This is a genomic window from Coleofasciculus sp., assembly GCF_046539235.1.
Classification (GTDB): domain Bacteria; phylum Cyanobacteriota; class Cyanobacteriia; order Cyanobacteriales; family Coleofasciculaceae; genus Coleofasciculus.
On record NZ_JBKHHI010000211.1, the window covers coordinates 1 to 11,336 of the forward strand.

Here is an 11,336-nt window from a genome sequence, read left to right on the forward strand (position 1 = left end):
CGAGACTATCAACGGGGCAAAAGTTTTCGGGTACTTTACCCACCAAAAAACCATGATACAATTGATCCAGACACTCCAGATAAAAAAGCGAAAATCTATCAGGCGTACAAGGAACTCATAGAAGGTGTCAATGCGGCAATTTATCTGCGTCGTCCCCTCCTCGTCACCGGACGTCCGGGTTCTGGGAAAACCTCTCTAGCGTATGCGATCGCGTATGAGTTGCAACTCGGATCAGTTCTAGCTTGGTCAATCACCACTCGTACCAATCTCCAGAATGGACTCTATAACTATGACGCGATCGCGCGACTGCAAAACTTACAATTGCTCAAACTCAAACAAGAATTAGGTCAAGCCCCACCACAGCAACTCGAAGAAAACATCGGTCAATATTTACAATTAGGAGCCGTAGGAACCGCCTTTTTACCCAGCTATCACCCCAGAGTATTACTCATTGATGAAATTGACAGAGATTACCCCAGAGACGACTCCAGAGCAAGTCCAGTATGACTTTATCGATGGGGTGCGGGAAGAATTACTGAAGTTGGTTCCCGTTCCTGATAGTGAGCAAGTGTTGGATCAAGTGTCTCGTGATTTGGCGAAGAAACTGGGTAAAACCCTACGAGAGTTTGTCGCTTGGTTGCGAAATCCAGACCAGATTGAAAATGAAGAGATTGGGGCAATTGTCAAGCCTTTTGCCAGAGTGACTCAGGATATTTTGCAGCACTTGGGTTATGAGGTTGCCGCAGAGGGAGAGGAGACAGTTCCGGGTTCAGAGGTAGAAGAATTGAGCCTGGATACCTATACGTTTGAGGTTGTATTTATCGATACAGATGATGGTGAGTCTGCTGATAGGGTTGTTGAAAAGCTGAATCAATTTAGTTTTGAGACGGTTACGGTGAACCGCCAAGGGGAAATTATCAACACTGAAACTAAAACGGCTCACTATTTTACGGAAGACTTAGGCGATGGTATTAGCCTGGATATGGTTTATATCCCCGGTGGTACATTTTGGATGGGGACGGAGGATGAGGAGATAGAGAGACTGTGTGAAAAATATGATTGGGAGTATTTTCAGCGGGAAAGACCACAGCATACAGTTACAGTTTCACCCGCCCATAAAATCCCCTTGTTTTTGTACCTTCAATGCTCGTAATTTTTCAATAAATGGCGGCGGATTTTCTTGCTGTTGTTTTTGCATCTGATGACTCCATGCCAACCAATCGGCTGGATATGCACTCACGGTTTCTTGGTTGTGTAAATATAAATTTGTAGGGTGCGTTAGCGAAGCGTAACGCACCAACCCAGGTGATTACAATCCAGGTGGTGCGTTACGGCGCACGGGTGTTTTTGGGGGATAAAAGTGGATAAAAACTAGGCGCCTAACGCACCCTACACAATAACATCTGCGACTTTTAAAGTAACTGCATAAAACTAATGCGGTCTTGGTAATCATCTTCTAAAGCTGCTTCTGCCACAATAATTAACTCCTCCATAATTTGTCCCATAGTCATATCCTCATTGAGGATAAATATCCCTGGTACATGGCGATTGGCTGCCAGATCTTCTGCTAAATGAACAGGCATTGTTTTCCGGTTATTGGTAACCAGAATAAATCGATTTTCTTCACACCAGCATAGAATGTCTGGATCAGGAGTGCCTTTAGGTGGTGCATTGGGGTCACCAATCACCCATACTTGCAATTGGGGGTAACTTCGCAACATCTGTGTGCGATACACCAGGGGAATATGCTCATCGAGAAGATACTTAATGATCATCCACTGACCTCTAAGGTTGAAATCTCAGTTTGAGTATCTACTTGTTTTTTTGCCTTCAATGCTCGTAGTTTTCCAATAAATGGCGGTGGATTTTCTTGCTGTTTTTTTCGCATCTGATGACTCCATGCCAACCAATCGGCTAGATAGGCACTAACAGTTTCTTGGTTGTGTAAATAATATAAAATAGTCGCATGAACCTGTTCTAGTGTTACGGTTCGATAACGTTCAGCTATGGCTTCTGGAGTTTGAGCGCGATGGATATATTGGTAGAGGATATGTTCAATGCCGATGCGTGTTCCTTTAAGGCGAATATCATCAGGGGCTAAAAAATCAAAGTAGTCTTCTAATTGCATAAGTGTTCTGCTGATTGGGTGGGGTTTCTCTTTATTCCTGTTGTACCATTTTAAGGTGGTGTCAGGTGATTAGGGTTTCTGGGCGCACGTCGGTGCGCCCCTACAATATATGGTAAAACTGGTTATCCGCAAAGAACAAAGACAAGCCCAATATTACACGGAAGTTCTATCCGAAAATGTTGGACTGGAGATGACGCTGATTCCTGGTGGTACATTCCTAATGGGTTCACCGGAAGATGAGCTATAGCGAAGAAAAAATGAAAGTCCCCAACATCGAGTGACTGTTCCATCATTTTTTATAGGACGCTATCCAATTACCCAGATGACTATTACGATAGTTATGAAAATGCACCAACGAATGGTAGTGCTTGGCTATCAAAATACAAAAATAATACAAAAATAGAACAAACTAAGCCAGTCGGATATTTTCAGGTTGCCAACGCTTTCGGACTCTACGATATGCACGGAAATGTATTCGAGTGGTGTGAAGATGACTATCACAAAAGTTATGAAAAAGCTCCAACGAAGGGTAATGCTTGGTTGTCCAGTCACAAAAATGCGACAAAAATACTACGCGGTGGTAGTTGGAGCGGCGACCCGAAGTTCTGCCGTTGTGCTTACCGTGGTGACTACGATCCTGACCTCAGAGACTACAACGTTGGGTTGCGAATGGTGCGTGTCGTTCCCAGGATTCTTTCGTAGCCCTTTTCTCTTTTACCTTCTTGCCCGCTTAGCTTTTTTGGCTTCAAAGCCGTAATTTTGTATAATATTGAAATCTATTTAGTAATAGCCGTTAGCGGCAGATAATAAGTCAAAATTAAAATCCATCATGTCACGCGATCGCGAGTAACAAGCCTCAGCATCACCTTGGTTGGTGCGTTACGGCGCACGGATATTCTGTTGGGAATAAAAGTGAATAAAAACTATGCGCCTAACGCACCCTACACCTCTTGGTATTAACCTATGAAGTGTAAAATCAACTATAACAACTGAAACAAAACCAGACAGATGGTTCAAACCGCAATTACCCAAACGATTAAAACCCTAAACGATGTCCATAACAAGTTTAATCTTCGGCGAACGGAAGATGAACAATTCTTTACAGAATGGTTTGAGAACTTGCCTGAACTCACCCAACAGGAGCAAGCTACGTTAGACCAGATTAGAGACAGATACCGCTATCATCGAGCCGATGGAGTCTTAGCCGAGGGAGCGGTCAATTTGATTGTTGTGTCTCGTTTGCTGGAATTGGCGGGTTTTTATGATTTCCCTTTTAAGCTGCGATCAGAAGTATCGGTTGAAATTACGACTGTTGTTGATGATGAGATTTTGCGGGGACGGATAGATTTTTTGGTCGTGTTGGAGCAATTTTGGGTTGTGGTACTGGAAGCTAAACACAGTGATCTCAATATTGAGTTAGCGATTCCCCAAGCTTTGGCTTATATGATGGCGAACCGTCATCCTGATCAACCCGTTTATGGTATGGTGACAAATGGGGGGATGTTTGCTTTTTTGAAGTTAAGCCAACAAGCATTTCCTGAGTACGATATATCTGATGTATTTTCGCTTCTTCCTCGCCGTAACCAGCTTTATGATGTGCTTCAAATCTTCAAGCGGGTAGCTGCGGTTCTCCAGGATTAGAGTGTGGGTTCGGTAGTAGAAGCGGGTTTAGCCAATAAATTCGGGTAAAATCCAATACCCTTTATACAAAAGAGGAATTACACGATGCGATCGCACGGTTGACATACTCAGGCTGACTGGATAAGAGTTTGAGTCGTCTTTAGACGAGTTGAGCTTTTAGCCAAGAACTTGAGTTCTTGGCGGGTGTTGGGGCTTACTGAAAACGGGTTCAAAGACTGTTTTTCGTTGGTTTCATGAAAAAATAGACCCAACAGCCGAAACCGTTGCGGATATTGTCAAAGCGCTGAATACAATCAATCCCGTCGCCGCCGAGATGTTCATTGAACTCTATCTCGGCGATTTAGTGGATAAGGAGGAGGAGTGAAGATTGTGCAGGAGTCAGGGCGGGTTTAGTTACATCTAGGTGAGGTAAGAAACGATAGTCGTCAAACCCGCCCCTACACAAAACCTCCCCACCTTTTTCAGCTACTGCTGGGAAAATGTACGACAATGATAGAAGTGTCTTGCTGTGTTCGTGCGATCGCCTCTGGTTCTCCCCCCAATGTGGGAATCGCCAAAAGGTAGCTGGGATGGGTACTTGCCGTGAGAATCAGTAAATCATGACGTTGCACCATCCGCGACACGTTCTGTACAAAATTCCCCCGCACCTGTACCAACCCACTCCTACTTGCCAACCCCCACTCCCTTGGCTGACAGTCAAACTCCCCGACTCCCGTCACCACAATCACCAATCGAAACGTGGCTTTCAACGCCCCTGCTAAGGTTTGCGCTAACGTCACCGTCGGTTTAAATGTCACCGATACCGTCTCCTGATCCGTCGCCGCTAATACCACTCGTGCAGTATTCTCAATCGGCTGCGAGAATCGGGCAATTAATACCGGAACCTGAGAGCGCCAGATTACATTATCAATCACACTGCCAAAAAAGCTCTCACGAGTCGTGGAAAACCCCTTCCAGCCACAAATAATCAACGTCGCCTCTCGTTCGGCGGCGGTGCGGGTAATCCCTCGGTCAATCGTATCATCCACCCGCCCAATCGGTTCTACTTTAGTTACTGCTGCATGGGCAATTCGTTCCGCCGCCGCTAAAAGCTGGGTTTGTAGCATCTTCGCCTCTGGGGAAATGAGTCCGGTTTTATCCGATAAAACATGCAGGGGAAGTAAGGTTCCCTTGGCTGTTTTCGCTAAAATTAATGCCAATTGTAATAAATTATCTTCCGTCTTGGGATTCGCCACAGGTACTAATACCCGCTTTGCCAACGATGGCGGTTTTCCTTGATTTCCTCCCTCCTGTTGTCCGTGAGGTTTCACTTGTTTTCCCCAGCGTTCGGTAATCCAAGGAGACGCTACACAGGTGACTAAAATCATCGCAATTATCCCATTTACGGTTAATTGATCCACCAGTTTAATTTGGTATGCTACGGTAATCGCCGCCAAGGTAGACGCCGCCTGTGCCATGGACAACCCAAACATGACCATAATACTAGGAAACTGAAACCCAAATAGCTTCCCCGGTATCCAAGCCGCGCCAAACTTACTCACCATTTCCGCGCCAATCATCACCAACGCCACCAAGATTGATTTCGGCTGCTTGACTAAAATTAGCGGGTCAATTAACATGCCCACAGAAATCAAAAAGAATGGCACAAATAAGGTATTACCAATAAACTGAATCCGATTCATTAATGGACTCAATTGGGGAATGATTTGGGTAATCGCAATTCCGGCTAAAAATGCGCCAATAATCGGTTCAATTTCAATTAAACCCGCCGCGTAAGACACCACAAACAATGTAGCTAGAACAAAAATAAACTCCGCCCCTTCATCATGTCCAAATTGGCGAAAGAACCAGCGCCCCAGTTTCGGGACGCCCCATAACGTCGCTACTGTATAGATAGTGAGGGCGGGAATCAGAAACAACCAGAACCCTAGCGTCAGATTTCCCCCATGGGCTTTCACGACTACCGCCAGAACTAAGAGTCCCAAAACATTGGTAATCAGCGTTCCACCCAAGGTTGTGGTTACGGTTTGCGTCCGCATTAATCCCAACTTGGTGAGGATAGGTAATGCCAAAAGTGTATGGGTGGCAAAACAGGACGCGACTAGAATCGATGCTAACCAACTATATCCCAGAAGTAACATCGCCACCGTACCCAGAATCATCGGCAAAGAGAATGTGGCTAAACCAAAAATTGCCGCTTTATCGGCATTATATTTCAGGTCATCCAGGCTGGTTTCGAGTCCCGCCATAAACATTAAAAACAACAGTCCCACCGTTCCCAAGAGGATGATGGTACTATCCCGTTCTAATAACCCCAAGACATTGGGTCCAACTATCACACCCGCCAGAATTAAGCCAACAATACCCGGAAGTCGCAACCGTTCAAACAGGAGTGGCGCGACTAACATAATTGCCAAAATGGTTAAGAAGACGGCAACAGGGTCAGTAATTGGACTCGGGAATAAAGCAACCGCCGTTAAGGTAGGATACATCATAGAGGAGGATGTTTTGAGGGTTTAGGGGCGGGTTCCACGACTAAGGCTTTTGGTGACCCTGATGTCCCTAAACCTGCCCTATCTGAATTATGAATGATTCTTGATGAAATGGATTAGGTGAGGAATAACATGGCTGGCTGCTTAATAAAGGATCAATGAAAAAGGAGAATTACTATGGCATATAGTGACTTCAAAACTTTGGCTCACATTAGAGAATCATTTGGGTTAAGTCTGGAAGAACCTGATGACTTATTTGCGGGCATCCCCGAACTGCTGCCCAGTGAGTATCTGCATAAGACGTTAACAGAAAATGTTTCCCTGGCGACTGCCATCAATACCGAAAAGGCACGGGCTGAGTTAATTATTACTCCTGTGCTTTTGGAGGTGCGGCGACACTTTGGGTTTAAAATTGGCTTTTTCTCGGGGTCGGAGTTCAATGTTGCTCCTGACGCTGGCTTAAATGGATATTGTGATTATATTCTGACGGCTTCCCCAGACTCTTATGAAATTCGGACTCCCGTTCTCATCCTGGTTGAAGCTAAGAATGAAAATATTAAGTCGGGTTTGGCGCAGTGTATTGCTGTAATGATTGCGGCTCAACTGTTTAACCAAAGCAATGAGGAGCCAAGGGAGAGTATTTCTGGGGCGGTAACGACGGGAACGGAGTGGAAATTTCTGGAGTTACGCGATAAGACTGTTTTTATTGATAAACGCGACTATTTTATTAATGAGGTGAGCCGGATTTTGGGAGTTTTAGCAATACCCTTTAAGACTCTTCCAGAATTGGTGATAGGTGATTCGTGATTAAGTAGGGGCGGGTTTTACTACTATCGTTTTTTTCTTGACCCAGATGGGACTAAACCCGCCCCACTTTTTGACACAGGGGATTGAGCCAGACATTATATAATTGGGCGGTTGAAACCACAGCTACACAAACGTAGAAGCGTTCGCGGATTCCCTGGCTTCCAGACGCGCCATTGCACGTCTCGACAAATCTAAAATCGCTATAGGTATAGGCTACCTTAATATGAATAGCACTGACTGGCATGGTGGTGGGCATTGCCCACCCTACGATATATCAAGGGTTTCGGCAAGCCAAAAATGCTTATTTCAGTGCCATTCACCTTAATATCGGAAATTCTAAATTATATGGTTCAATCTACTCTCTATGTCAATCCAACAACGGGTCAAGATAGGAATACCGGCTCTGCGGATGCTCCCTTCCGTACCTTAACCCACGCCATTGGACAAGCTAAGGCTGACACCATGATTCTCTTGGCATCGGGGATGTACAATACAGCTAACGGGGAGCGATTCCCGATTGTGATTCCCTCTGGGATGATTATCATCGGCGATGAATCCAGTAAAGGTAAGGATATCTCCTTGGTGGGGAGTGGTGATTATAATAGCCCCAGTTTTGGCAGTCAATCTATTACGGTTAAACCTGATTCTCAAGCGGAATTGCGCGGGGTGACGGTGACGAATCCAGTCGCTAAGGGAACCGGGATTTGGATTGAATCCAGCGCCCCGATTATCGCGAATTCTACTCTAACTCGTTGCGGTAGGGAGGGGATTTTTGTCACGGGGACGGCAAAACCCTTAATTATGGATAATGAATTGAGTGACAATGCTTCCAGTGGTATCTTTCTGGTGCGAAATGCGAAAGGGGAACTGCGGCGCAATCGCTGTCAACGGACGGGGTATGGGATTGCCCTGAGTGATAATGCGGCTCCGTTAATTGCTGATAATACGTTAATCAATAATAAGGCGGGAATTGTTCTTTCTCGCCAAGCTAAACCCGTTCTGCGCCGTAACCGGATTGAAAAAAATACCAATGGGGGGCTAATTGTCAATGGGTCTGCCCAACCCAATTTAGGCAGTCGTCAAGACCCAGCCGGGAATATCTTACAAGATAATGGTGATGTTGATTTACAAAATAGTACGTCATTGACCTTAGTTTCGGTGGGCAACTGGTTAAATCCTGCCCGTATTTCTGGTGCAGTTACCTTGAGTGCAGCAGAGGTTCCGGCATCAGCCCTGGGTCCCATTCAGTTTAGTGATTTGGGCAATCATTGGGCAAGTCGATTTATTCAGGAATTAGTTAAACGGGAGTTAATTAGCGGGTTTCCCGATGGCACATTTAAGCCGGAAGCGAATATTACCCGCGCCCAGTATGCGGCGATTATTGCCCAAACCTTTAACTTACCGCGCCAGGTGGGGGCGACATCGGGTTCATTTCGCGATGTCGCGGATAACTTTTGGGCGGCGGCGGCGATTCGCAAGGCGGCGAGTATGGGATTTATCTCTGGATTCCCTGATGGCACGTTTCGCCCCCAACAAAATCTGACCCGAACCCAGGCGCTGGTTTCGGTGGTGAATGGGTTGGGATTAGGGAGTGGGAATGGCAACCTACTCTTGTTTTACCGCGATCGCGCCCAGATTCCCAGCTATGCTACAGATGCCATTGCTACGGCGACACAACGGCAATTGGTGGTGAATTATCCCCGCCCTCAAGAACTCAAACCCATGCAAGCGATTAGCCGCGCTGAAGTCGCTGCCTTAATTTACCAGGCGTTAGTCTCAACTGGCGAAGCCTCGGCTATCTCATCCCCTTATATTGTTAACCCTTCAGGGTATGTTCCCTCGTTTACCGATATTCAAAATCATTGGGCGGCTGATTTTATTCGCCCTCTCGCCGGATTAAACTTGATTAGCGGCTTTGCCGATGGTAGCTTTAAACCCGATGCCCCCTTAAATCGGGCGCAATATGCGGCGTTAGTCGTGAAAGTCTTTAACCCTACACCCATCCGCCCCGCCACTCAATTTAGCGACGTTCCCACCAACTTCTGGGCGTCAGCCGTAATTAGTCAAGCCTATCGCGGCGGCTTCCTCTCCGGTTTTCCCGACCAAACCTTTCACCCTCAACAAAGTTTACGGCGGGTTGAGTTGATTGTCTCCTTAGTCCAAGGGCTTTCTTTACCTGAGGCAGAGGGAAACCGCTTGGAAATTTACCAAGATCAAGATAATATTCCCATTTACGCCCAATCTGCTGTAGCGGCGGCTACTCAAGCCGGGATTATCGTCAATTATCCCAAACCCACCTGGTTAAACCCGAAACAAGCTGCCACCCGCGCCGATGCCACGGCGTTTCTGTATCAAGCATTGGTGCAAAGAGAGCGTGTCAATGCTATCAATTCCTCGTATATTGTGCAAATGCAATAGTGTTGAGTCTTGAATGGCGAGGGTGATGGGGTGATGGGGTGATGGGGTGATGGGGAGGCTGGGGAAGCTGGGGAAGAGAATTACCAATCAACAATGAACCATGAACAATCAACATAAGACATAAGACATAAGACGAATGACCAATGAGATAGATTCAGCTATTTTTTATGCCGTGGAGTTACTCAGTCACTATGGATTTGAACTGAGGGGATATTCTGCGGCAGAATTAGTTGAGTTTTGGTTGGAAGACTATCCCGCCCAGTGGATTCGTTTGGCGGTCATTGAAGCCTTGTATCAGGGACGGTATAAGGCGATTTCGGTTGAACAAATTTTGGCTGTCTGGGGGCGACGAGAACAGCCTATCTATCGCTTTAATCATGAGTTTGAACGGTTGATTTGTCGCAAACTGCCTCAAGATTTGAACGCCCCCGTTGATACGACGCCCGAATCGATGTCCTTAATGGGGGGTTTCCCGGATATGTTTGAGTTAAGTTCTACGGTTGCGGTGGTTCAGTCAGAGGAATTTGTTGTCACTGAATCGGCGACAGAATCCGTTGAAGCATCACCGCAAACGCCCGCCCAGACTGAAACAGAAACGAAACGGGTTAGGGAACGCGATCGCACACCTCCAGACCTACCTTCTCCCGATCATACCAGTCTTCCTGATCCAGTGGATGGGTCTCGTCGCGAAGCTAATCACCACCCCATTGATCAATTTACGCCACCGCCTGATGATTCGGACTTTTATCTGAAACTTAAACAAGTCGCCCAACCGCTAGAGTGTCAATCAAGTCATAAGTCATAATCAGGGAACTCAAGATAGCCGAGGGTGAGGGATAATGACCAATGAAACAATTTTTTCCGGAAAACTTCCTAATTTTGATTGTTGATGATAATCCCAATAATTTACAAATTATCCATGTCATTTTAGAAGCAGAAGGCTACCAAACAATTCTTGTCAGCAACGGACAGGATGCGATTGAGCGTGTACACCTGGATAAGCCTGACTTAATTATTATGGCTTTAACCATGCCCAAAATGAGTGGATTAGAGTTGTGCGACTATCTTAAGTCTCCACCTCCCCTAACAACAAGTCCAATTATCCTGATGCGGACGATTCGTGAACAAGAGTATTTAATTGAAGCATTTGAGAAGGGCGCAGCCGATACAATTACTCACCCCTTTAATCCAGCAGAAATTCTTGCCCGTGTCCGAACTCATTTAGAATTAAAGCATACTCAAAAGCAATTGAATCGATTGGCTAAAGAACAGGAAAAATTAACGAATTTGTTGAGGAAATTAGCGATTACTGATCCCCTGACTGGACTCTGGAATCGCCGCCATTTTTTAACGGTTGGCTATCAAGAATTTAATCGAGCCTCTCGTTACAAACGTTTCATGTCTATCCTGATGATTGACATTGACAACTTTAAGCAAATCAATGATGAGTATGGGCATACGATGGGAGATGAAGTGCTTAAGGGTGTGGCAAAAAGCATCGTTGGTTCATTACGTGAGGCAGATTATTGTGGACGATTTGGCGGTGAAGAGTTTGTCACATTACTTCCCGAAACTGATAGTATTGGGGCGGTGCGTGTGGCTGAACGTTTGAGAAAGCGGCTGGAACAAATTACCATAGGCATTGGCGATAAACAGGTGCAAATGACCGTAACAGTTGGTGTAGCTAGCTATCAATTAGATGATGCCAACATTGAGGTAATTATTCAACGAGCGAATAAGGCACTCTATCACGCCAAAAGTCAGGGATACAATCGGGTTGCATTGCATTAGGTATTGGAAATAAATGGAAAAATGAACATGAACTACCGCACAAATTAATCCAACCCATC

The 11,336-nt window shown here is 45.7% G+C and carries 12 protein-coding genes and 1 pseudogene; 9 read left to right on the forward strand and 4 right to left on the reverse strand.

The window, feature by feature from the left end; translation table 11 throughout:
- Both ACLFWI_RS18040 and ACLFWI_RS18045 read left to right on the forward strand, forming a co-directional pair.
- Positions 1-468, forward strand: a pseudogene (locus ACLFWI_RS18040) (AAA family ATPase); the annotation flags it as partial.
- Entirely contained in the window at positions 455-1,153 is a 699-nt protein-coding gene (locus tag ACLFWI_RS18045) for a hypothetical protein (RefSeq protein ID WP_446406376.1), read from the forward strand. The pseudogene ACLFWI_RS18040 and the gene ACLFWI_RS18045, both read left to right, overlap by 14 nt.
- A gap of 259 nt (positions 1,154-1,412) precedes the next feature.
- On the opposite strand, the gene ACLFWI_RS18050 is transcribed toward ACLFWI_RS18045, so the two are convergent.
- Both ACLFWI_RS18050 and ACLFWI_RS18055 read right to left on the reverse strand, forming a co-directional pair.
- Positions 1,413-1,775 carry a DUF5615 family PIN-like protein gene (locus ACLFWI_RS18050; RefSeq protein ID WP_446414067.1) on the reverse strand — a complete coding sequence of 121 codons (363 nt, stop codon included), beginning with the start codon at positions 1,773-1,775 and terminating at the stop codon, positions 1,413-1,415.
- A complete protein-coding gene (locus tag ACLFWI_RS18055; protein WP_446406378.1) occupies positions 1,772-2,128 on the reverse strand; it encodes a DUF433 domain-containing protein in 357 nt (118 codons plus the stop codon). The genes ACLFWI_RS18050 and ACLFWI_RS18055 overlap by 4 nt, the downstream gene beginning before the upstream one ends.
- Before the next feature lie 109 nt (positions 2,129-2,237).
- On the opposite strand from ACLFWI_RS18055, the gene ACLFWI_RS18060 reads away from it, so the two are divergent.
- From ACLFWI_RS18060 to ACLFWI_RS18070, 3 genes are all read left to right on the forward strand, one after another.
- On the forward strand, positions 2,238-2,375 hold the full coding sequence (locus tag ACLFWI_RS18060; protein WP_446414068.1) for a hypothetical protein: 138 nt from the start codon (positions 2,238-2,240) through the stop codon (positions 2,373-2,375).
- Between the two features lie 152 nt (positions 2,376-2,527).
- Complete coding sequence (locus ACLFWI_RS18065; protein ID WP_446414073.1) at positions 2,528-2,830, forward strand: formylglycine-generating enzyme family protein; 303 nt, start codon at positions 2,528-2,530, stop codon at positions 2,828-2,830.
- Between the two features lie 306 nt (positions 2,831-3,136).
- The gene (locus ACLFWI_RS18070) at positions 3,137-3,769 is read left to right on the forward strand and encodes a type I restriction endonuclease (protein ID WP_006102638.1); all 633 of its coding nucleotides are present in this window, start codon (positions 3,137-3,139) and stop codon (positions 3,767-3,769) included.
- Positions 3,770-4,230: 461 nt separating this feature from the next.
- Here the strand turns inward: ACLFWI_RS18070 and ACLFWI_RS18075 are convergent, their stop codons facing one another.
- A complete protein-coding gene (locus ACLFWI_RS18075) occupies positions 4,231-6,264 on the reverse strand; it encodes a cation:proton antiporter domain-containing protein (protein WP_446414069.1) in 2,034 nt (677 codons plus the stop codon).
- A 174-nt stretch (positions 6,265-6,438) separates the two neighbouring features.
- Between ACLFWI_RS18075 and ACLFWI_RS18080 the strand changes: the two genes are divergently transcribed.
- Positions 6,439-7,068, forward strand: a complete 630-nt coding sequence (locus ACLFWI_RS18080; protein ID WP_446406384.1) for a hypothetical protein — start codon at positions 6,439-6,441, stop codon at positions 7,066-7,068.
- Positions 7,069-7,120: 52 nt separating this feature from the next.
- Here ACLFWI_RS18080 and ACLFWI_RS18085 read toward each other — a convergent pair whose 3' ends face one another.
- Positions 7,121-7,324: a hypothetical protein gene (locus tag ACLFWI_RS18085; protein WP_446406385.1), complete on the reverse strand. Its 204-nt coding sequence runs from the start codon at positions 7,322-7,324 to the stop codon at positions 7,121-7,123.
- Between the two features lie 89 nt (positions 7,325-7,413).
- Here ACLFWI_RS18085 and ACLFWI_RS18090 point away from each other — a divergent pair, with 89 nt between their 5' ends.
- From ACLFWI_RS18090 to ACLFWI_RS18100, 3 genes are all read left to right on the forward strand, one after another.
- A complete protein-coding gene (locus ACLFWI_RS18090; RefSeq protein ID WP_446414070.1) occupies positions 7,414-9,486 on the forward strand; it encodes an S-layer homology domain-containing protein in 2,073 nt (690 codons plus the stop codon).
- A gap of 136 nt (positions 9,487-9,622) precedes the next feature.
- The gene (locus tag ACLFWI_RS18095; RefSeq protein ID WP_446414071.1) at positions 9,623-10,291 is read left to right on the forward strand and encodes a hypothetical protein; all 669 of its coding nucleotides are present in this window, start codon (positions 9,623-9,625) and stop codon (positions 10,289-10,291) included.
- A 41-nt stretch (positions 10,292-10,332) separates the two neighbouring features.
- Positions 10,333-11,277 carry a diguanylate cyclase gene (locus ACLFWI_RS18100; RefSeq protein WP_446414072.1) on the forward strand — a complete coding sequence of 315 codons (945 nt, stop codon included), beginning with the start codon at positions 10,333-10,335 and terminating at the stop codon, positions 11,275-11,277.
- Positions 11,278-11,336: the final 59 nt, after the last annotated feature.

Excerpts from the sequence above, each read along its gene's own strand:
- ACLFWI_RS18080 (WP_446406384.1), top strand. The coding sequence starts at position 6,439 with ATGGCATATAGTGACTTCAAAACTTTGGCTCACATTAGAGAATCATTT.
- ACLFWI_RS18055 (WP_446406378.1), bottom strand. The coding sequence starts at position 2,128 with ATGCAATTAGAAGACTACTTTGATTTTTTAGCCCCTGATGATATTCGC.
- ACLFWI_RS18095 (WP_446414071.1), top strand. The coding sequence starts at position 9,623 with ATGACCAATGAGATAGATTCAGCTATTTTTTATGCCGTGGAGTTACTC.
- ACLFWI_RS18045 (WP_446406376.1), top strand. The coding sequence starts at position 455 with ATGAAATTGACAGAGATTACCCCAGAGACGACTCCAGAGCAAGTCCAG.
- ACLFWI_RS18100 (WP_446414072.1), top strand. The coding sequence starts at position 10,333 with ATGAAACAATTTTTTCCGGAAAACTTCCTAATTTTGATTGTTGATGAT.
- ACLFWI_RS18070 (WP_006102638.1), top strand. The coding sequence starts at position 3,137 with ATGGTTCAAACCGCAATTACCCAAACGATTAAAACCCTAAACGATGTC.
- ACLFWI_RS18060 (WP_446414068.1), top strand. The coding sequence starts at position 2,238 with ATGGTAAAACTGGTTATCCGCAAAGAACAAAGACAAGCCCAATATTAC.
- ACLFWI_RS18050 (WP_446414067.1), bottom strand. The coding sequence starts at position 1,775 with ATGATCATTAAGTATCTTCTCGATGAGCATATTCCCCTGGTGTATCGC.
- ACLFWI_RS18090 (WP_446414070.1), top strand. The coding sequence starts at position 7,414 with ATGGTTCAATCTACTCTCTATGTCAATCCAACAACGGGTCAAGATAGG.
- ACLFWI_RS18075 (WP_446414069.1), bottom strand. The coding sequence starts at position 6,264 with ATGATGTATCCTACCTTAACGGCGGTTGCTTTATTCCCGAGTCCAATT.
- ACLFWI_RS18085 (WP_446406385.1), bottom strand. The coding sequence starts at position 7,324 with ATGCCCACCACCATGCCAGTCAGTGCTATTCATATTAAGGTAGCCTAT.